The sequence below is a fragment of the Geodermatophilus sp. SYSU D00867 genome, from assembly GCF_054050315.1.
In genome coordinates this window covers 174,657-193,976 of sequence record NZ_JBJGZC010000007.1, presented here as the reverse complement: position 1 = coordinate 193,976, position 19,320 = coordinate 174,657, and the positions used below count along the sequence as shown (strand labels likewise).

Below are 19,320 nucleotides of genomic sequence, written 5' to 3'. Positions count from 1 at the left end.
GGATCACTCCCGCCCGTCAATGGGGACGAGGAGCCCACCGCCGAGATGCCGGCTCTGGCCGATACAGGCCAAGCTTCGCTCGCTGAGCAGACCACCGAGAGTCAGCTGGGCACGATAGGGCTGGATCACCCGGGTCGCATCGATGCGATGGGCATATCGGGAGAGGTCGCCGTCCATGACCCGCTGGGCGGCGTGCACCTTGAGTCCGGCGGCGTGGATGCGCCGTGCCGTATCCCGGTGCCGGGCGTCCCCACGCCCCTGACCAACCAGTTCCACTCGGTCCCGGAGCACAAAGCCGAAGGACAGCGCCACAGCGTCGGCGATCGTCCAGTCCCGACCCAGCGGGCGGGTGTCGGGGACGGCGGCTGGGCGGACCTCGAACCGGCGCCCCGCCGGACCGGCCGGCCAGAAGGTCCGCGCCGACCGCGCGCGGAGCGGAGCGAGCGTACGGACCGCTCGGCCCCAGGTGACATACGGCAGTCGCCCAAAGGCCTCGCTGACCATGGCCAGATCAGTGCTATCCGCACCGGTTGGCAGCAAGACAGCCAAGACCGCCCCCTCATGGGCAATACCAGCGGTGCAGACGACATCCGGCGTCAGGATCTGGATGGCCACTCGGTTAGCCGGCCGCGGGGCTCCCGGGAGGTAGGTGCCGGTGAGCACTGCTGGTGCTCCGTCACCGACGATGGAGATGAGAGCTCGATGCACGGCGGTGGCCCAGCCGACATGGTCAGTTGGGCGGACTCGATCTTGAGGTCCCCCAAAGCCAGCGAGGAGGACCGTGGACCAAGGGCCGTCTGGCTCCTCGTCGCGGGTAAGGCTCAAGAATCGGGCGGCTTGCCTGCCAACCTCAACGTAGGTCGTTGACCGAGGAGCTTCGCTGGTGGAGAACTTATCTGCCGCGACGGTGGGAGTGCTCCGCTGGGCTGCGAATGCCTCGATTAGCGCCTCGGTGCGGCCGTCAGCGGCGATATCGACGTCCAGGCCTTCTTCGGTCGCGAACAGGTCGGCGTGTGGGTCACGACGGTGGGTTGGATATGCCGTGCCGATCCGCATCCGCACCGGTGTATCGGCGGTGCCCAGATGTGCGACGTCGCGACAGAGGGCGTCCAGGCTCTCTTGAACGGCGGGAGGCGGGGGGGTCGCCCAGGTCCAAGCGAAGGAGCCGTCGACCGCGATCACTCCCACCAAGTCCCTAGGAACGACCTTGTCCCTCGGGCCGCGGCCGCCTTCCTTCACCAACGTTCCTTCGCGCCGGTAGCCGTAGACGGTGGTGCGCACCTCATCCGTGTTCGGTAACAACACGCCGTCAGGCGGGTTCTGCTCAAGCCACCGCAGCGCCGCCAGGTCGTCATCGTTGGGATGTAGCTCCCCGTGGGTGAGCCTGGCCCGTGGGCCTGTGGCCGCGGCGCACAGGAGTGCAGCATGCAACCGGGCTGGTGAAGGAACCGGGTCGAGATGACCGCCGGGCGTGCGTGCCCGGTAAGTGCCCAGTGGCAGTTCAGCGATGACCGCAAACTCGCTCATGATGCGTCGCTCTCTTCCGCGACAGCTCCCCGGACCACATCCGGGTTGCCGGTCACGGACAACGCCACGCCCGACCAGGTCACGCCGGCCAGCTCCTCTGCCTTCTGCAGGGCGGACTCGAGGAGTGCGTCGGCAGCCGCGATATTCGGCGCGGTCAGAACCAGCTCTTCGCCGCCTCGCTGGTCGAGGGTCATCGTTGTTGGGCCGTCCTCGACGAGGTCGCAGTTGGCCCGGAGGTACAGCTCGGCGTCGCTGCGTACGAGACCGGCCAAGGCAAGCGCCGCGAGTAGGGCGCGGCAAGCTGAGTCTCCCTCCGGGCCGGCGCCGAAGCGCATCTGCCGCAGTGCGGCGAAGGAGAGGACATGGCTGCGCAGGATGGGGTCGCAGGCCACTCCACCCAGCGCCGACAGCGCCGGTGGGATGCCGCCGAAGCCTAGCTCGGCCGCGGCCACGGGGCTCGCGCCAGCTTTCTGGGCCTGCTGCATCATCTTGTCGTAGGTCTTGGTGCTCAGGTCCTCCCGCTGAGCCTCGGCCATCTGTCCGAGGGCTGTCCCTGGTACGCGCATCTGCATGCCGACCGGGTCGATGCGGGCACCTCCCCGCCGACCCTCAACGGGGACGCCGTCGCCGTTCGTACCGACGGTGGGGACGAAGCCGACGATCTCGCCCACAAGAGCACTGCGCCAGCGGCCCTGTCGGGACCTGCGGCTGGCGTCCCAGCCGCCGAGCAGCAGCGTTGCCGGGCTGACGTCGAGCAGTGCACGGGCGTCGGCGGGACCGGCGTTTCGAACGGCCCGGTAGAGAGGGGTCTGCGTGGTGGGGACACCATCGACCGTGCCGGCCCGGATGTGGGCGTCGAATACGCGGTGCGGGAGCGTCAGGTCGGAGAAGACCCGGACATCGTCGCCATCTCGGTAGGTGACCTGAACATGCGGGATCCGGGAGAGCAGCGGGTGACCGTCCACCCGTGCCTGCTCTAGCTGAGCCTCAAGCCGGTTGAGCTGCGACTGCTTCGAGTCGATCAACACGGTGTGGCGAGGCACCCCGTCGAGGAACCGCCGCTCGTACACATATACGGACTTGGCGTCGTTCCCCTTGCCCTGCAGGTACTTCGCTGGCGCGACAGCGGTGTGGAGGCCGCCAGCCGGACGCAGGCGCGTCGTCGAAGCAAGACAGCTGGGGCCCCCGGTGGCGCAGGCGGCGAGCAGAAGGTCCGGGTCGATGGTGGTCACGGCGCGGGACCGTAACCGCCTCCTACGACAACAGCCGGAGGGTGGACATGCATGGGAGGGAGCCCCAACAAACCGTCACTAGCAGGGTGTCGACGTCCCCGGGTGAGGGATGCGGTTCATGAGCACGGTGAGGTTACTGACAACGTTCCGTGACACGACGACTACAGATTGTCGCCCTCGGGCGGTATCGTCCTCACACAGAGCGAAACCCCGGCACACCGCCGGGGCGGTGGTGACCGAGGTTCACATGCTTGGGGAAGCGCGAGGACCTTACACCGGATCGAGCGGAGCACGTACCGCCCGACCCCCGGAGGTTGCCGCCATGGCAACTCTGGGAGGGAGGTGAGGCCAGTGTCCACCCGTCGCGTCACGCGTACGGTCCGGCGCGGTCCCGTCAAGGTGACCGTCACCGTCACCACGACGACCAAGCGTCGCTGACAACCTCCGCACCGGGACGTGCTCCGGTGCGGACCTCAGAAAGACGGCGCCCCTGCTCTTCCCAGTCGGCAGAGCGGGGGCGCCGCGTTGACACCAACCTATGAGTAGTCCCGCAGCACGGTTGCTACGGCCCCCCGATGTTCAGTCCAGCCGCATGACCTAGATCCCAATACCCCACATCCTCTAGAAATCCTCAGCCGGCTAGTACATCGACGACATTGACCCGAGCTAAGCAACCCCGGGTCCGCCGGGCGCCGAGGGCACAGGGGCACGCCGGGGGCACAGGACGATGCGCAACGGTGCGAGTCATCAGCAGTCAGCGTAGGCGAATGCGCAGCTCAGATAGCCTAGCTCGCCTTCCCCTGCAGATCACGGACATGGCGGAAACTGATTCCTAAACCGTGTGTCGCAGGTTCGAATCCTGCCGGGGGCACCCGTCCCGGGACGTCCGGCGTACCGGTCGCGGCCGGACGCCCTCTACCGTTCCGGACCATGGTGGACGACGCGGAGTCGGTGGGACCTGCAGCGCCGTCGGACGCGCTCCTCGTGCCGCTGTCCTGGGACGGGCCGCGGGGCCGCTGCGAGCAGCGGGAGGGCGTCCTCCAGGAGACGGCCCTGCTGTACGCGCGGCTGACCGCCGGGGACCCGGCCGGCCAGTGGGTGGTCTACCGCTACCTGGAGGCCTGGCGGGAGCACCTCCGGCTCTCCCTGCTCGGGGTCCTCGAGGACCTCCCGGCCCTCACGGGAGAGCCGCTGACCCTCGACGGGGACGACGTCTTCGCGCACTGGAGCGTGGTGCAGGAGGTGCTGGTCGGGCTGTGGCCCGACGCGGCCGAGGACACGGCGGTGACGTCCCGCGCACTGATCCGGCTGCAGACCGCGTTCGGCTCCGACCGCGTCGACGTCGCCGCGGTCCACCGCGAGATGCTCACGGCGGCGGCCTTCTTCGACGGACTGGAGGCCCGGGCGCAGGCCCACCTGGAGTTCCTGCAGGACCGGCTCGACCACCTGAGCTGACCCGCCGCGGCGTCCGCACCCGCAGGTCCGCCGGTCGGGGTGGGCCCGACGGTGCGCCGCGGGTACAGGGGACGCATGGCACTCCGCAACGCCGCGGTCGCGGCCGCCGGCCAGTGGACCGACCCCGACGACGGCATCCGCTACCCCAGCGGCGAGGTGCACGCCTGGGAGCGCGGGCGCAACGAGACGGTCTGCGGCCTGTCGCTGTCCCGCTCGCGGCTGGCCCGCTTCCCGCACGTGAGCTGGTCCGACGTGCAGCCCGAGTCCGGCCGGCACGCCGAGGAGGTGCAGGCCGTCTGCCGCCGCTGCCGCGCCGCGCTCGGCGCCCGCCGGGACGACCGCGGGTGGACGCGCACGAACCCCCGCCCATGACGCCCGGTTCGCGGTGCACCCGTGTCACCACGCCTCCGCGCCGGACGACCCGGGGGGCCCGAGCCTGCTCCGCCCGCTCCCCGTCGCGGGCGCCGTCCTGGCGCCGGGGGCCGGCACCGGTCGAGGAACTCCTCCGGCGGACACTGGTTCGAGAAGGAAACCTTCTCGGCTGCGAGGCGTTACCGTCTCAGGTGCACGTCGTGTCCCCGGCAACGGCGCCGGGGCATAGCGGAGGTGGGAACGCAACGATGGAGACCACGGTGGTCGACGTCCCCGAGCGGGGACGGTTCGAGGTGCGGGTCGGCGAGCGCGTCGTCGGACTGGCCAGCTACCACGTCGAGAACGGCACGATGGCACTGCCGCACACCGAGGTGGACCCCAGCATGGGGGGTCGCGGACTCGGCAAGGTCCTGGTGGCCGGTGTCCTCGACGCAGCCCGCGAGCGCGGACTGCACGTCCTGCCCTACTGCTCCTTCGTGCGCCACTACATCCAGCAGCATCCCGAGACGCTGGACCTCGTCGCCGACGAGGACAAGCCCCACTTCGGTCTGGCCACCGCCGACCGCTGACCCGGCGCTGACCTGCGGCCCCGCGCCGGGCGACCTAACCTGGCGCGGGTGCCGACCGCCCTGCTCTGGTTCCGTCGCGACCTGCGGCTGCGCGACCACCCGGCGCTGGTCGCCGCGGTCGGGGCGGCCGGCCGGGACGGCACCGTGGTGCCCGTCTTCGTCGTGGACCCGCGGCTGTGGGAGCCGTCGGGCCGGCCGCGGCGGGAGTTCCTGCGCGGCTGCCTGGCCGACCTGCGCGAGCAGACCGGCGGGGCGCTGGTCGTCCGCTCCGGGGACCCGGCGCGCGTGGTGCCCGACCTCGTGCGCGAGACGGGCGCGGCGAGCGTGCACGTGTCCTCCGACGCCGGGGTGTACGGGCGGGCGCGGGACGCGGCGGTCGAGCGGGCGCTGGGTGAGGTCCCGTTCGTCCGCACCGGCTCGCCCTACGGCGTCACGCCCGGCCGGCTGACCAAGGACGACGGCACGCCGTACCGGGTCTACTCGCCCTTCGCCCGGGCCTGGCGGGCGCGCGGGCTGCACTCCCCCGCCCCGTACCCGGACGACGTCGCGTGGGCCGACGGCGTCCGCTCCGAGGACCTGCCACCGGCGCAGGACCTCGGCGGCACCGTGCTGCCCCCGGCCGGCGAGCGCGCCGGGCTGGACGCGTGGGCGCTGTTCCGCGACCAGCGGCTGCTCGGCTACGCCACCGGCCGCAACACCCCGGGCTCCGACGGCACCAGCCGGCTGTCGGCGCACCTGAAGTACGGCACCGTGCACCCGCGGACGCTGCTCGCCGAGGCGCAGGCGCTCGCCGACGACCACGCCGAGGCGGTGGAGAAGTTCACCGGCGAGCTCATCTGGCGGGACTTCTACGCCGACGTGCTCTGGCACCGCCCCGAGACCGCGCGGGAGCCGTTCGACCCGCGGATGGCGCGCATGCGGTACGACACCGGCCCGGAGGCCGACGAGCACTTCGCCGCCTGGGCCGAGGGCCGCACCGGCTACCCGATCGTCGACGCCGGGATGCGTCAGCTGCACGGCGAGGCCTACGTGCACAACCGGGTGCGGATGGTCGTGGCGTCCTTCCTCTGCAAGGACCTGCACGTCGACTGGCGGCGCGGCGCCCGCTACTTCCTCGACCACCTCGTCGACGGCGACCTCGCCAGCAACCACCACGGCTGGCAGTGGGTGGCCGGCACCGGCACCGACCCCTCGCCGTACCACCGCGTGTTCAACCCGACCCGGCAGGGCGAGCAGTTCGACCCCGACGGCGTCTACGTGCGGCGCTGGGTGCCCGAGCTGCGCGACGTCCCCGACCGGTACGTGCACGAGCCGTGGACCCTGCCCGGCGGACCGCCCGAGGGCTATCCCCTGCCGATCGTCGACCACGCGGAGGAGCGCCAGGTGGCGCTGGCCCGCTACCAGGCGGTGCGCGATGCCTGAGGGCCACACCCTGTACCGGCTGGCGAAGGAGCAGTCGGAGCTGTTCGCGGGCCGGCCGGTGCACGTCACCAGCCCGCAGGGCCGCTTCGCCGCCGGCGCCGCGCTGCTCGACGGCCGGGTGCTCGAGGAGGTCACCAGCTACGGCAAGCACCTGTTCGCCGACTTCGGCGGCGACGTGCTGCACGTCCACCTGGGCCTCTACGGCACCTACACGACCGGCGTCGGCGACCCGCCTCCCCCGCGCGGCGCGCTGCGGATGCGCTGGGTGGCCGACGGGCCGAAGGGCGAGGGCGTGTGGACCGACCTGCGCGGGGCGACGGCGTGCGACGTCCTCACCCGGCCCGAGGTCGACGTGATCCTCGACCGGCTCGGCCCCGACCCGCTGCGCACCCGCCGGGGCGGCCCGCTGTCGTACGCGAGGGTCGGCCGCAGCCGGACGGCGGTCGGCGCGCTGCTCATGGACCAGGCGGTGCTGGCCGGCGTCGGCAACGTCTACCGCGCCGAGATCCTCTTCCGGCACCGGATCTCGCCGTTCCGCCCGGGCCGCGACGTCGGCGAGCAGGAGTGGCAGGCGCTGTGGGACGACCTGGTGGTGCTCATGCGCGCCGGTGTCCGGATGGGCCGGATCGTGACGACGCAGCCGGCCGACCGCTCGCGCCGCTCGGGTGCGGTGCGCCGGGAGGACGCGCACTACGTCTACCGGCGCACCGGCCTGCCCTGCCGGATCTGCGGCACCGAGGTGCGCACCGAGGAGATGGCCGGCCGCAACCTCTACTGGTGCCCCGTCTGCCAGGCCGTCTGACGGCCCCTCTGCAGGGGCCCACCGCGAGCGTGCGAGCGGTGGGGGGCGGAGGGGTCCTTCGTCTAGAGGGCGCCCTTGGCGGGGTCGCCGGTGGGGTGGGCGGTGAGCACCTGGACGGCGGGGCGCTCGGTGAGCTTGCCCTCGAGCCTCGCCGACAGCGCGGTCAGCGGCTCGGCCTTGCCGTGGGTGGCCAGCGCCTCGGGGCTCTCCCACTGCTCGACCATGACGAACACCCCGCGGCCCTCGTGCAGCGCGTACCGCTCGCAGCCGGGCTCCTCGTGCACCTGCGGCACCGTCTCGAGCACGGCCTGACGGACCTCGTCCACGTGCTCGGGCTTCGGGCTGATGGTGGCGACGACGACGACGGACACGGGCGGTCCCCTCTGCGGTGGGCGGTTGTCGGCCGGGGCGGTGATCTGGCGCACGACGCCCCGGCCGGGCCAGGATGCCAGTCGTGGCCGACGACGGATCCCCCGCCCCGGACGGCGAGCGGCCGCTGCGGGTCGCCGTCGTCGGCGCGGGCCCGGCGGGCATCTACGCCGCCGAGACGCTGACCCGCCGCGCACCGGTCCCGGTGACCGTCGACCTGCTCGACCGGCTGCCCACCCCGTTCGGCCTGGTCCGGCACGGCATCGCCCCCGACCACCCGAAGATGCGGGCGATCCGCGACACGCTGCACCGGGCGCTGGACCACCCCGGCGTGCGGTTCGTCGGCAACGTCGAGGTGGGCACCGACGTCTCGCTCGAGGACCTGCGCGCGCACGTCGACGCCGTCGTCTACACCTACGGGGCGGCGCTGGACCGGGCGCTGGCGATCGAGGGCGAGGACCTGACCGGCAGCCTCGCCGCCACCGACCTGGTCGCCTGGTACTGCGGCCACCCCGACGCCGACCGCGCGACGGTCGAGGCGGCGCTGCAGGGCGTGCGGCGGGCGGTCGTCGTCGGTGTCGGCAACGTGGCCCTCGACGTGGCCCGCGTGCTCTCCCGCGCCCCGCGGGAGCTCGAGTCCACCGACATGCCCCAGCACGTGCTCGACACCCTCGCCGCGACGCCGGTCGAGGAGGTCACCGTGCTCGGCCGCCGCGGCCCGGCCCAGGCGTCCTTCACCACGATGGAGCTGCGCGAGCTCGACGGCCTGGAGCGGGCGACCGTGCTCGTCGACCCCGCCGACCTCGACCTCGACCCGGCCGCCGAGGAGCGCCTGGCCGGCGACCGCAACGCCAGCCGCAACCTCGCCGTCCTGCGGGAGTGGGCCGGCCACCGGCCCGAGCCCGGCCGCGGCCGGCTGTGGCTGCGCTTCTACCGCCGGCCGGTGCGCATCCTCGGCACCGGCCGGGTCACCGGGATCGAGGTGGAACGCACCGCCGTCGACGGCGACGGGCGGGCCGTGGGTACCGGCGAGACCGAGGTGCTGCCCACCGACCTCGTCGTCCGCTCGGTCGGCTACCGCGGGCAGGGCCTGCCCGGCCTGCCGGTCGACCCGCGCACCGGCACCGTGCCCAACGAGGAGGGCCGGGTGATCCGCGACGGCGCCCGCTCCCCCGGCGAGTACGTGGCGGGGTGGATCAAGCGCGGGCCCACCGGCGTCGTCGGCACCAACAAGCACGACGCCCGCGAGACGGTGGCGTCGCTGCTGGCCGACGCCGAGGCCGGGGTGATCGGCGCGCACGGCGACCGCGACGACCTGGTGCGCACGCTGCGCGCCCGCGGCGCCGAGCCGGTGCTGCTGGAGGACTGGCGGGCCATCGACGCCGCCGAGGTCGCCCTCGGCGCCACCCGCGGCCGCGCCCGGACCACGCTGCACGAGCGCGAGTCCCTGCTGGCCGCCGTGCGGGCCGCCGCGGACCGATGAGTTCCGGCTCACCGTCCGGTCGATCCCGCATGCACCCCAGCAACGTCCTCGCCGTCCTGCCCGTCGACGACTTCCCCGCCGCCGAGTCCTGGTACCGCCGGCTCTTCGGCCGCGAGCCCGACCGCCGGCCCATGAGCTCGTGCGCGGAGTGGCAGCTCACCGACGGCGGCGCCGTGCAGGTCATCGCGCTGCCCGACGCGCCGCGCGGCGTCACCGTGGTCCTCGGTGTGGACGACGCCGACGCCCGAGCCGCCGAGCTGACCGCCCGGGGCATCGAGCCCCGGCTGTTCACCACCCCCGACGGGCAGTTCCGCCTGGCATCGTGCGCCGACCCGACCGGCAACACCGTGGTGCTGGGGCAGACCCTCTAGCCGAGGACCGCGGCGGCCAGCTCCCGGGCGCCCTGCCCGGAGGCCGCCGCCACGAACCGGATCAGCGTCTCGGTGTCCGGCCGCAGGGAGAGCGGGTCGCCGTCCGGGGTCAGCGCGACCCCGCCGGCGGCCGCGAGCACGGCCAGCCCGCCGGCGACGTCGTGCACGTGCGTGCCGCTGCGGTCCAGGTCGTGCCAGGCGCCGGCCGACCCGTCGGCGACCAGGCACAGGTCGACGGCGGTGCAGCCGGTCACCCGCACGCGGTGCGCCGTCCCGGGCACCCGCACGGTCCGGCCCGACGGCGCGACGACGGTGCTGCCCTCCCGCACCCGCGCCGGCACGCCGTCCCGCTGCGCGCCGGTGTCGACGGTCCCGGCCCAGCGGCGCCCCGACGACAGGTCGACGACGAGCCCGGCGACAGCCCGCCCGCGGTGCACCAGCGCCGCCGAGAACGCCCACGGCGGCAGGCCGGCGCGGAAGTTGCCGGTGCCGTCGAGCGGGTCGAGCACGATCCACGGGTCGTCGTCGGACACGGCCGGGTCCGGCCGCTCCTCCGACAGCACGGGCACGCCGAGCGGGGCCAGCGTCCCGGCCGCGGCGGCGTGCGCGGCCTCGTCGGCGGCCATCGACCAGCTGCCGTCGTCCTTGCGGCGGTCGAGGCCGGTGTCGCGGGCCAGCGCCACGGCCACCTCGACCCGCGTCGCGGCCAGCGCGGCCAGGTGCGCGAACCGCGCGGTCAGCGGCGCGTCGTCCGGCGGGGCCGCCACCTCGACCACCCGGCCGGTGCCCGCGTCGCGGACCTGCGAGCAGCCCCAGGCCGCGGCGACGGCGAGCAGCGCCGAGCGGCCGGTGACGTGCGTGGAGCGGTGCACGACGACGGCCTCGGTCGTGCCCTCGTCGGTCCAGCGGCGGCGCAGGTGCGCGGCGGCGTCGTCGCCGACCAGCAGCCGCGCGCCGGGGTCGAGCAGCTCGGGCGCCAGGGCCGCCGGGCCGACGCCCAGCAGCCGGGCCGCGGCGCGCAGGTCCTCCCCCGACGCCGCCACGCGCATCGTGTCCGCCACGGTCCCCCCGCCGTCAGTGCTCCCCCGGCACGGTAGGCCACCGGCGCGCGCGGGGTAGGGCGCCACGGTGACGGCCCCCGCGCGCACCTCCCTCGACGACGTCGACGTCGTGTTCCTCGTCCACCGGGAAGCGCCGGAGATGCTCGCCCGGCACCACGCCGCGGTGTCGGCGGCCACCGGCCCGGGCTGGCGGGGCCGGGCGCTGCTGGTGGAGAACGCCGCCGCGCCGGCGACCTCCGCGGCCGCCCGCGCCCTGCTGCGCGACTGCCACCCCGACGCCGACGCCCGGGTGCTGTCCTCCCCGCGCAACCTCGGCTGGGCGCGCGCCATGGACCTCGCCCTCGACGCCTGCGCCGGCCGCTACGTCGCGCTGGTCAACTCCGACGGCGAGCCCGGCCCGGACGTGCTGCGCCGGCTGGCCGCGGTCCTCGACGCCGAGCCGCGGGCGGTCTGGGCCGCGCCCGCGGTGCACGGCCCCGGCGAGGACGACGACCCGCCCGGCCCGCCGTTCCCGGCCGAGGAGCTCGGCGGCACCGCGCTGCTCGTGCGCCGGGCGGAGTTCCTCGCCGCCGGCGGGTTCGACCCGCTGTACTTCTTCTACAACGAGGACCGCGACGCCTCCCGGCGGCTGCGGGCGGCCGGGCACCTGCTGCTGCGGGTGCCCGACACCGTGTTCCGGCACGGCAAGGGCGGCCGCACCGCCCGCGGGGTGTTCCTGCGGGAGTGGCACTACGCCCGCACCGTCCAGGTGCTCCGCCCGCAGCACGCCGACCGGCCGGTCCGGGAGACGGCGGCCTTCCTCGCCGGGCGGGGACGCGCGGTCCTAGACCACGTCCGCGACGGCGACGCCCCCGGCGCCGCGGGCATCGCGCTGGCACTGGCCGAGCTGCCGCGCGGGCTGGTGATGGCCGCCGCCCGGCGCCGCCGCCCCTGGGACGGTGCCCGGCTGGCCGCCTGGCTGGACCGCAACCGCCTGCCGGTGAGCGGGCTCAGCCGGAGTTCCGGAGCGCCGTCGCGATCCCGTTGATTGTCAGCTGGATGTTGCGCCGCACCAGCTCGTCGTCGTCGCCGGTCCGGCGCCGGCGCAGCATCTCCACCTGCAGGTGGTGCAGCGGCTCCAGGTAGGGGAACCGGTTGCGGATCGACCGGGCCAGCGACGGGTTGTCGGCCAGCAGGTGGTCGTCGCCGGTGACCGCGAGCAGCACCCGGCAGGTGCGCTCGTGCTCGGCGGTGATCTGGTCGAACACCCGCGCCCGCAGCTCCTCGTCGGGCACCAGCCCCGCGTAGCGGGCGGCGAGGTCGAGGTCGGTCTTGGCCAGCACCATCCCCATGTTCGACAGGACCGTCCGGAAGAACGGCCACCGCCGGTGCAGCTCCTGCAGCCGGGCCAGCCGCGCCGGGTCGTCCCCGATCCAGGACTCCAGCGCCGTCCCGGTGCCGTACCAGCCGGGCAGCATGATCCGCGCCTGCGACCAGCTGAACACCCACGGGATGGCCCGCAGGTCGGCGATCCGGTCGCCGGCCTTGCGCGAGGGCGGGCGGCTGCCGATGTTCAGCTCCGCCAGCTCGCGGATCGGCGTCGCGGCGCGGAACCACTCCACGAACCCCGGGGTCTCGTGCACGAGCGCCCGGTAGGCCGCCTGCGCGCGATCGGCGAGGTCGTCGAGCAGGGCGTAGGCGTCCTCCGCGCCGTCGCCGAGGCCCTCGACGTCGAGCAGCGTGGCCTCCAGCGTCGCCGCCACCAGCGCCTCGAGGTTGCGACGGGCGAGGTCGGGCTCGCCGTACTTGGCTGCGATCACCTCGCCCTGCTCGGTGAGCCGCAGCGCGCCGGCCACCGCGCCGGGCGGCTGGGCGCGGATCGCCTCGTAGCTCGGGCCGCCGCCGCGGCCGACCGTGCCGCCGCGGCCGTGGAACAGCCGCAGCCGGATGTCCTCGCGCCGCGCCACCTCGACCAGCGCCAGCTCGGCCCGGTACAGCGCCCAGTTGGCGGCGAGGTAGCCGCCGTCCTTGTTGCTGTCGGAGTAGCCGAGCATGACCTCCTGCGCGTCGCCGCGGTTGGCGACCAGCGCCCGGTACACCGGCTGGGCGAGGACGGCGGTCATCGTCTCGCCGGCGCCCTGCAGGTCGGCGATCGTCTCGAACAGGGGCGAGATGCCGACCGGGCAGGTGGGACCGTCCTCGCCGTCGGGGTCGAGCAGGCCGACCTCCTTGAGCAGGACGGCGACCTCGAGCACGTCGCTCACCGACTCGCACATGCTGATCACGTAGTTCGGGATCGCCCGCGGCCCGAGCAGCGCGACCTGCCCGGCGGCGGCCTCCAGCAGGTCCAGCTCCCCCCGGGCCAGCTCCGACAGCTCCGCGCCCGGCCGCACCAGCGGCCGGCGCATCTGCAGCTCCCCGGCCAGCAGCTCGACCCGGGCGGCCTCGTCGAGGGAGGCGTAGTCGGGGCAGACGCCGGCCCAGGCCAGCAGCTCGGCGAGGACCTCCTCGTGGACCGAGGAGTTCTGCCGCATGTCCAGCCCGGCGAGGTGGAAGCCGAACACCTCGACGGCGTCGCGCAGCCGGGCCAGCCGGTCGTCGGCCAGCGCGCCGGCGCCGTGGCTGCGCAGCGAGGCGTCGACGACGGCGAGGTCGGCGAGCAGCTCGTCGGGGGTGTCGTAGGGGTCGAGCTCGGCGACCGGCGGCACGCCGGGCACCCGCCCGAGGACCCGCTTCGCGGTGGCGGCCAGCCGGGCGTGCACGCCGTTGAGCGCCCGGCGGTAGGGCTCGTCGGCGCGGAACGGCGAGTCGTCGCGGGAGGCGTCGGCCAGGTGCGCCAGCTGCGGCGTCGGCGTGACCAGCCGGTCGGACATCGACAGCTCGCGGTACAGCTGCACGAGCTCGCCGAGGTGGTGGGCCAGCGCCGTCTCGGCCTGCCGGGTGCTGGCGCGGCGGACGGCGTCGGCGGTGACGAACGGGTTGCCGTCGCGGTCGCCGCCGATCCACGAGCCCGGCTGCAGCACCGGCTGGGTGGGCAGGCCGGCGTGCGGCCAGCGCTCCTGCAGCGCGCGGCGCAGGTCGGCGTTGATCTCGGGCACCACCCGGAACAGCGACAGGTCGTAGTAGCGCAGCGCCTCGTCGATCTCGTCGGCCAGCCGCAGCCGGGACAGCCGCAGCAGCGCCGTCTGCCAGAGGGTGAGCACCGCCCGCTCCAGCTGCGCCGACCAGGCGGCCTCGTCGACCTCCCCCGGCGCCATCCGGTCGCGCTCCCGGATCAGCTCGGTGACCTGCTGCTGCACCTGCGAGATCGTCTTGCGGCGCACCTCGGTGGGGTGCGCGGTGACCACCGGGACCACCAGCGCGCCGGCCAGCTCCCGCGCGACGACGTCGGGGTCCAGGTCCGCCCGGTCCAGCAGCGCGAAGGTGGCCGCGAGGCTGCCGGGCTGCGGCGGCGAACCGGCCCGGCGGTGGTGTCGGCGGCGGCGCTCGTGGTGCAGGTCCTCGGCCAGGTTGGCCAGCAGCGAGAAGTGGCTGAACGCGCGGATGACGTGGTTGGCCGCGCGGACGTCGAGGTCGCCCATGCGGGCGGCGACCTCCGCGCGGTCGGTCTCGGAGCGGCGGACGGCGAAGGCCTGCACGCGGGTGGACTCGACCAGGTCCAGGACGTCGTCGCCGCTCTGCTCCCGGATCACCTCGCCGAGGACCCGGCCGAGCAGCCGGATGTCCTCGCGCAGCGGGGCGTCGTCGGCCCGGCCGTCCCCCTCCGGGTCGCGTCCGGGCAGGCGCAGGTCGGCGACGTCGACGGTGGCTTCCGACATGCGGGCAGTATCGGCCCCCCATGTGACGGGCGGGTGTCCCGGGGGAAGGTCCCCCGCGTGCTGACGCTGCGCGCCACCCCCGCCGCCCCCGCCCCCGCCGACCACGGCGAGGGCCCCACCTGGGACGACGCCCGCTCCGAGCTGCTGTGGGTCGACATCAGCGCCGGGCGGGTCCGCCGGGCCGCCCTCGACGGCGACACCCTGACCGACACCGGCTCGCTGTCCGCCGGCGACACCGTGGGCGCCGTCGTCCCGGCCGCCGGCGGCGGGTGGCTGGCCGCCGCCGGCGCCGGGTTCACCCACCTCGCCGACGACGGCACCGCGCGGGTGCTGCTGGAGCTGGCCGGCGAGGGCGGCGGCCCGGACGACGGCGGCACCCGCATGAACGACGCGAAGTGCGACCGCGCCGGGCGGTTCTACGCCGGGACGATGGCCTTCGACGAGCGCCCCGGCGCCGGCACCCTCTACCGGCTGGACACCGACGGCACCGTCACGACCGTCCGCGAGGGGCTGACCGTCTCCAACGGGCTGGGCTGGTCGCCCGACGACCGCACCGTCTACCTCGCCGACTCCGGCCCCGGCCTGGTGCACGCCGTCGACCACGACCCGTCCTCGGGTGCGTGGGGCCGCGGGCGGGTGCTGCTGGAGACCGGCGGCGCCGACGGCGTGGCCGACGGGCTCACCGTCGACGACGAGGGCTGCCTCTGGACGGCGATGTGGGGCGGCGGGCAGGTGCGCCGCTGGTCACCGGAGGGCGAGCTGCTCGCCGTCGTCGAGGTGCCGGTGGCCAACACCTCCAGCTGCGCCTTCGCCGGGCCGGACCGCGGCCTGCTGGTCATCAGCACCGCGCACGGCGACGCCGACGAGGCGGAGGCCGGGCGGCTGTTCACCGTGCGGCCCGGCGTCACCGGCCCGCCGGCGAACCCCTACCGCGGCCCGCTCGCCGGCCTCCGGCAGTAGGAGGACCCCGCCGCAGGGGCCGGTCAGCTGCCCTGGAGCAGCGCGAGCGCGGCGGCGGCGAGCTGGTCGCCGGCCGCGGCGCCCCGCTCGAACTCCTCCGCCGCGCCGGGGAGGTCGCCGCGGTCGGCCAGCAGCACGCCGAGGTTGTGGTGGCAGTACGCGTCGCCGGCCTGGATCCCGGCGCGGTACGCCTCCTCGGCGGCCTCGTCGTCGGCGAGCAGCTCGCGGTAGAGGTTGCCCAGCGGCAGCCAGGCCACCTGCTCGCCGAGCTTGGCGCCGCGCTCGAGCACCGCGCGGGCCTCCTCCGGGCGGCCGGTCTGCAGCAGCAGCGCGGCCAGGTCGGCGCGGGCGGCGGCGAAGTGGGCGGCGCCGGTGCGCAGCCGGTCCTCCAGCGCCGGGTCGAGGGTCGCGCACCACTGCCAGCAGGCGGCGACGGCGTCGGCCTCGGCGTCGCCGCTCGCGGCCAGCTCCTCGGCGACGGACAGGGCCTGCTCGCGCTCCCCCTGCTCGCGCAGCAGGAAGGCCAGCTGGAGGCCGCCCTCGGTGTCGCCCGCGTCGGCGGCCCCGCGGTAGGCGGCCATGGCCCCCGCGAGGTCGCCGAGCTGCTCGAGCACCAGCCCGAGGTTGCGCCAGGCGTCGGCCTCGCCGCCGGCCAGGGCCACCTCGTAGGCCTCGACGGCCTCGGTCCAGCGCTCCTGCGCGGCGAGGCTGTTGCCCAGGTCGTAGTAGCCGGTGACGTCGCCGAGCTCCGCCGCGCGGCGGAAGCACCACTCGGCGTCGGTCTGCCGGCCGGCGTCGGCGAGGTCGCAGCCCAGCTCGATCAGCTCGTCGGCGTCCTCGGAGGCCTGCAGCCGCCAGAGGCGCGCGTCCAGGTCCTCGGTCATGGCGCCGATGATGGCCGCGCCGACCTGGGCGCACGCCCTCCGCAGGGGTGAGGTCACCCCAACGTGTCCGCTGCTCGACCGGGCGGGTGTCCCCCCGCCCGGCGCTCAGGCCCGCCCGGCCCGCAGGGCCTCCCGCAGCTTGGTCTTCCCGCTGGTCCGGAGCAGGGCGCCGGAGTACACCCGGCCGCCCAGCCGGACCACCAGCGCGATCGCCACGAGCATGAGGACGACGGCCACGCCGACCTCCCAGAGCGCGACGTCCCCCGCCGCCTGGCGCACCGGCATGACCATCGGCGAGAGCCCCGGCACGTAGGAGGTGACCACGGCCAGGCTCCCGTCCGGGTCGCTCGCCGCCTGCACGGCGACGACGAAGCCCGCGACCAGCACCAGCGACGCCGGGGTCAGCACGCTGCCGAGGTCCTCCTGCCGGCTGACCAGCGAGGCGGCGACGGCGAACAGCGAGGCGTAGAGCGCGTAGCCGAGGACGAACCAGAACAGCAGCCACAGCACCGTGCCGACCAGCTCGCCGGGCAGGTCGACGACGTCGAAGGCGAGCGCGCCGCCGATCCCGATCGCGGCGATGACGGCGATCTGCGCGAGGCCGAGCACGCCGAGGCCGAGGATCTTCCCGGCCAGCAGCTGCCACGGCTTCATCGTGGCCAGCAGCAGCTCCACCACCCGGCTGGACTTCTCCTCGACGACGCCCTGTGCGACGAACTGGGCGAAGAGGATGAGCAGGCTGTAGAGCACGACGACGCCGACGATCGCGACCACGACGTTCTGCTGGTCGCCGTCGTCGTCGAGCGCGGTCACCGACAGCGTCGGCAGGTCCGCGGGGTCGACGCCGGCCCCGGCGAGCGCGTCGGTGAGCGCCACGGCCCCCACCGCGCCGGACACGACCGCCTCCAGCGTCGTGTCGGGCTCGCGGACCACCAACTCGGGAGCGGTGGCCGCGCCGACCAGGGCGCCGTCGACGTCCTCGGCCTCGACGGCGGCGCGGGCGGCGTCGTCGGTGTCGAACCGGACCACCTCGACGTCGACGCTGAGCGCGTCGCCCTGGGCCTCGAGGGCCTGGCCGACCTGCCCGGGCTCGCCGACGACGCCGACCCGGCTGGTGTCCCCGCCGGAGTTGACGACGACCTGGAAGACCAGCACGCCGAGGATCAGCACGATCATCAGCACCGAGCTGGCGATGAACGTCTTGTCGCGGATGCGGGTGGAGACCTCGCGGGCGGCGACCAGGCGGACCAGCCGCCCGCTGGACAGCGGGGCGGTCACGCGGCCACCTCCTCGCGCGCGGCGGCCTGCTGCGCCGGGTCGGCAACGGCCTCGCGGAACAGCTCCACCAGCGTGGCCTCCCGCCAGGCGAAGTGGGTGACCCGGCCGGTGCGCAGCGCGGCGGCGAGGACCTGCTGGTCGTCGGCGCCCGGGGCCAGCTCCAGCAGCGTGTCGCCGGCCTGCTCGGAGACGACCCGGACGCCGGGCACGGCGGCGGCCCAGCCGGGCGCGGCGTCGGGGACGACGACCCGCAGCAGCCGGCGGGCCTCGCGGCGGCGCAGCTCCGCGACGGTGCCGGTGGCGACCATGCGGCCGCGGGCGAGGATGCCCACCGAGTCGCACAGCCGCTCGACCAGGTCGAGCTGGTGGCTGGAGAACACGACCGGCACCCCGCCGCGGCACTGGTCGAGCAGCGCCTCGGCCAGCGCGTCGACGCCGACCGGGTCCAGGCCGCTGAAAGGCTCGTCGAGGATCAGCACCTCGGGCCGGCTGACCAGCGCGGCGGCCAGCTGCACCCGCTGCTGGTTGCCCAGCGACAGCTTCTCGACGGGGTCGCCGCGGCGCTCGCCCAGGCCCAGCCGCCCGGACCACTCGTCCGCGGCGCGGGCCGCGGCGGCGGCGTCCACGCCGTGCAGCCGGGCGAAGTAGGTCAGCTGCTCGCCGACCCGCATCTTCGGGTAGAGCCCGCGCTCCTCCGGCATGTAGCCGATGCGCCGCCGGGTCCCCTCGTCCAGCGGCCGGCCGCGCCAGCGCACCTCGCCCGCGTCGGCCCGGGCCAGCCCCATGGCGATGCGCATGGTCGTCGTCTTCCCGGCCCCGTTGGACCCGCAGAAGCCGAACATCGAGCCGGGGGCGACGGTGAAGCCGACGCCCTCCAGCACGCGGTTGTCGCCGTAGCTCTTGTGGAGCCCGTCGAACTCGAGCACCGTTCCTCCGTCCGCTGTCCCCGTGCGCGCCGACGCTATCGGTCCCCACCTCGCGGACCGTGCTGACCTGCGGTGTCATCGGGACATGAGCCAGGAGAACGTCCCCGCCCGCCCACCGTCGGGCGTCGGGCTGGACGGGCTGCGCCGGGCGGCGGCCGGCTGCCGGGCCTGCGAGCTGTGGGAGCCGGCGACCCAGACCGTGTTCGGCGAGGGGCCGGAGACCGCGCGGATCGTGTTCGTCGGCGAGCAGCCGGGCGACCAGGAGGACCGCAGGGGCGAGCCGTTCGTCGGCCCGGCCGGCCGGCTGCTGGACCGGGCGCTGGCCGAGGCCGGTATCGAGCGGAGGGACGCCTACGTCACCAACGCGGTCAAGCACTTCCGCTTCACGCCGACGCCCAAGCGGCGGATCCACCAGTCGCCGGGCGCCGAGCACCTCCGCGCCTGCCGGCCGTGGCTGGAGGCGGAGTTCGAGGTGCTCAAGCCCGAGGTCGTCGTCTGCCTGGGCGCGACGGCGGCCAAGGCGCTCATCTCGCCGTCGTTCCGGATCACCAAGGAGCGCGGGAAGCTCATGCCGTGGACGCCGCCGGGCGTCGCGCGCGCCGAGGCCGGCGACGACGAGCCGGAGGAGGACGAGCCGGCGCAGACCTGGATGCTCGCGACCGCGCACCCCTCGGCGATCCTGCGGACGCCGGACGAGGCCCGTGCCGCGGCCTTCGACGCGCTGGTCGCGGACCTCCGCGTCGTCGCCGGCGCGTTGGCCTAGACGGAGGACCTCCCTGCCCCCGCCACTCGCGGGCCGCGGCGGGACCCTG

Annotated in this window: 18 protein-coding genes; 10 read left to right on the top strand and 8 right to left on the bottom strand. The window is 74.9% G+C overall.

Features of this window, described 5'->3' with window-relative positions; genetic code table 11:
- Window positions 1-3: 3 nt before the first annotated feature.
- Complete coding sequence (gene csb2 / locus ACI8AK_RS08890; RefSeq protein WP_456955896.1) at window positions 4-1,527, bottom strand: type I-G CRISPR-associated protein Csb2; 1,524 nt, start codon at window positions 1,525-1,527, stop codon at window positions 4-6.
- Window positions 1,524-2,759, bottom strand: coding sequence for a type I-G CRISPR-associated RAMP protein Csb1/Cas7g (gene cas7g / locus ACI8AK_RS08885; RefSeq protein WP_456955895.1), 1,236 nt, complete (start codon window positions 2,757-2,759; stop codon window positions 1,524-1,526). Before cas7g ends, csb2 begins: the two co-directional genes overlap by 4 nt.
- A 930-nt stretch (window positions 2,760-3,689) precedes the next feature.
- Between cas7g and ACI8AK_RS08880 the strand changes: the two genes are divergently transcribed.
- The 5 genes from ACI8AK_RS08880 (at window position 3,690) to ACI8AK_RS08860 (ending at window position 7,379) form a co-directional block, all read left to right on the top strand.
- A complete protein-coding gene (locus ACI8AK_RS08880; RefSeq protein WP_387987974.1) occupies window positions 3,690-4,214 on the top strand; it encodes a hypothetical protein in 525 nt (174 codons plus the stop codon).
- Between the two features lie 75 nt (window positions 4,215-4,289).
- On the top strand, window positions 4,290-4,586 hold the full coding sequence (locus ACI8AK_RS08875; RefSeq protein ID WP_387987975.1) for a hypothetical protein: 297 nt from the start codon (window positions 4,290-4,292) through the stop codon (window positions 4,584-4,586).
- Window positions 4,587-4,834: 248 nt separating this feature from the next.
- Window positions 4,835-5,155, top strand: a complete 321-nt coding sequence (locus tag ACI8AK_RS08870; RefSeq protein ID WP_387987976.1) for a GNAT family N-acetyltransferase — start codon at window positions 4,835-4,837, stop codon at window positions 5,153-5,155.
- 48 nt (window positions 5,156-5,203) lie between these two features.
- Window positions 5,204-6,577, top strand: coding sequence for a cryptochrome/photolyase family protein (locus ACI8AK_RS08865; RefSeq protein WP_387987977.1), 1,374 nt, complete (start codon window positions 5,204-5,206; stop codon window positions 6,575-6,577).
- Window positions 6,570-7,379, top strand: a complete 810-nt coding sequence (locus ACI8AK_RS08860; protein WP_456901672.1) for an Fpg/Nei family DNA glycosylase — start codon at window positions 6,570-6,572, stop codon at window positions 7,377-7,379. The genes ACI8AK_RS08865 and ACI8AK_RS08860 overlap by 8 nt, the downstream gene beginning before the upstream one ends.
- Before the next feature lie 62 nt (window positions 7,380-7,441).
- Here ACI8AK_RS08860 and ACI8AK_RS08855 read toward each other — a convergent pair whose 3' ends face one another.
- Window positions 7,442-7,750: a putative quinol monooxygenase gene (locus ACI8AK_RS08855; RefSeq protein WP_387987979.1), complete on the bottom strand. Its 309-nt coding sequence runs from the start codon at window positions 7,748-7,750 to the stop codon at window positions 7,442-7,444.
- A gap of 83 nt (window positions 7,751-7,833) precedes the next feature.
- Between ACI8AK_RS08855 and ACI8AK_RS08850 the strand changes: the two genes are divergently transcribed.
- Together ACI8AK_RS08850 and ACI8AK_RS08845 are read left to right on the top strand one after the other, a co-directional pair.
- Window positions 7,834-9,231: an FAD-dependent oxidoreductase gene (locus ACI8AK_RS08850; protein ID WP_456955893.1), complete on the top strand. Its 1,398-nt coding sequence runs from the start codon at window positions 7,834-7,836 to the stop codon at window positions 9,229-9,231.
- Between the two features lie 29 nt (window positions 9,232-9,260).
- Window positions 9,261-9,602 (top strand): VOC family protein, encoded by a 342-nt coding sequence (locus tag ACI8AK_RS08845; protein WP_456955891.1) that lies wholly within the window; start codon window positions 9,261-9,263, stop codon window positions 9,600-9,602.
- On the opposite strand, the gene ACI8AK_RS08840 is transcribed toward ACI8AK_RS08845, so the two are convergent.
- Window positions 9,599-10,663, bottom strand: a complete 1,065-nt coding sequence (locus ACI8AK_RS08840) for an inositol monophosphatase family protein (RefSeq protein WP_456901675.1) — start codon at window positions 10,661-10,663, stop codon at window positions 9,599-9,601. The genes ACI8AK_RS08845 and ACI8AK_RS08840 overlap by 4 nt on opposite strands.
- A 67-nt stretch (window positions 10,664-10,730) precedes the next feature.
- On the opposite strand from ACI8AK_RS08840, the gene ACI8AK_RS08835 reads away from it, so the two are divergent.
- Complete coding sequence (locus ACI8AK_RS08835) at window positions 10,731-11,690, top strand: glycosyltransferase (RefSeq protein ID WP_387987983.1); 960 nt, start codon at window positions 10,731-10,733, stop codon at window positions 11,688-11,690.
- Here ACI8AK_RS08835 and ppc read toward each other — a convergent pair.
- Window positions 11,653-14,460: a phosphoenolpyruvate carboxylase gene (gene ppc, locus ACI8AK_RS08830; RefSeq protein WP_387987984.1), complete on the bottom strand. Its 2,808-nt coding sequence runs from the start codon at window positions 14,458-14,460 to the stop codon at window positions 11,653-11,655. The genes ACI8AK_RS08835 and ppc overlap by 38 nt on opposite strands.
- A 57-nt stretch (window positions 14,461-14,517) precedes the next feature.
- On the opposite strand from ppc, the gene ACI8AK_RS08825 reads away from it, so the two are divergent.
- On the top strand, window positions 14,518-15,420 hold the full coding sequence (locus tag ACI8AK_RS08825; protein ID WP_387987985.1) for an SMP-30/gluconolactonase/LRE family protein: 903 nt from the start codon (window positions 14,518-14,520) through the stop codon (window positions 15,418-15,420).
- A 23-nt stretch (window positions 15,421-15,443) separates the two neighbouring features.
- Here ACI8AK_RS08825 and ACI8AK_RS08820 read toward each other — a convergent pair whose 3' ends face one another.
- From ACI8AK_RS08820 to ACI8AK_RS08810, 3 genes are all read right to left on the bottom strand, one after another.
- A complete protein-coding gene (locus tag ACI8AK_RS08820; RefSeq protein WP_387987986.1) occupies window positions 15,444-16,304 on the bottom strand; it encodes a tetratricopeptide repeat protein in 861 nt (286 codons plus the stop codon).
- A 105-nt stretch (window positions 16,305-16,409) separates the two neighbouring features.
- The gene (locus ACI8AK_RS08815; protein ID WP_456955889.1) at window positions 16,410-17,582 is read right to left on the bottom strand and encodes an ABC transporter permease; all 1,173 of its coding nucleotides are present in this window, start codon (window positions 17,580-17,582) and stop codon (window positions 16,410-16,412) included.
- Entirely contained in the window at window positions 17,579-18,508 is a 930-nt protein-coding gene (locus tag ACI8AK_RS08810) for an ABC transporter ATP-binding protein (protein ID WP_456955887.1), read from the bottom strand. The genes ACI8AK_RS08815 and ACI8AK_RS08810 overlap by 4 nt, the downstream gene beginning before the upstream one ends.
- 85 nt (window positions 18,509-18,593) lie before the next feature.
- On the opposite strand from ACI8AK_RS08810, the gene ACI8AK_RS08805 reads away from it, so the two are divergent.
- Window positions 18,594-19,271 carry a UdgX family uracil-DNA binding protein gene (locus ACI8AK_RS08805; RefSeq protein ID WP_387987989.1) on the top strand — a complete coding sequence of 226 codons (678 nt, stop codon included), beginning with the start codon at window positions 18,594-18,596 and terminating at the stop codon, window positions 19,269-19,271.
- The last annotated feature ends 49 nt before the right edge of the window (window positions 19,272-19,320 follow it).

Coding starts and splice junctions, on each gene's coding strand:
- ACI8AK_RS08845 (WP_456955891.1), top strand. CDS start 9,261: ATGCACCCCAGCAACGTCCTCGCCGTCCTGCCCGTCGACGACTTCCCC.
- csb2 (WP_456955896.1), bottom strand. CDS start 1,527: ATGAGCGAGTTTGCGGTCATCGCTGAACTGCCACTGGGCACTTACCGG.
- ACI8AK_RS08875 (WP_387987975.1), top strand. CDS start 4,290: ATGGCACTCCGCAACGCCGCGGTCGCGGCCGCCGGCCAGTGGACCGAC.
- ACI8AK_RS08870 (WP_387987976.1), top strand. CDS start 4,835: ATGGAGACCACGGTGGTCGACGTCCCCGAGCGGGGACGGTTCGAGGTG.
- ACI8AK_RS08880 (WP_387987974.1), top strand. CDS start 3,690: ATGGTGGACGACGCGGAGTCGGTGGGACCTGCAGCGCCGTCGGACGCG.
- ACI8AK_RS08820 (WP_387987986.1), bottom strand. CDS start 16,304: ATGACCGAGGACCTGGACGCGCGCCTCTGGCGGCTGCAGGCCTCCGAG.
- ACI8AK_RS08860 (WP_456901672.1), top strand. CDS start 6,570: ATGCCTGAGGGCCACACCCTGTACCGGCTGGCGAAGGAGCAGTCGGAG.
- ppc (WP_387987984.1), bottom strand. CDS start 14,460: ATGTCGGAAGCCACCGTCGACGTCGCCGACCTGCGCCTGCCCGGACGC.
- ACI8AK_RS08805 (WP_387987989.1), top strand. CDS start 18,594: ATGAGCCAGGAGAACGTCCCCGCCCGCCCACCGTCGGGCGTCGGGCTG.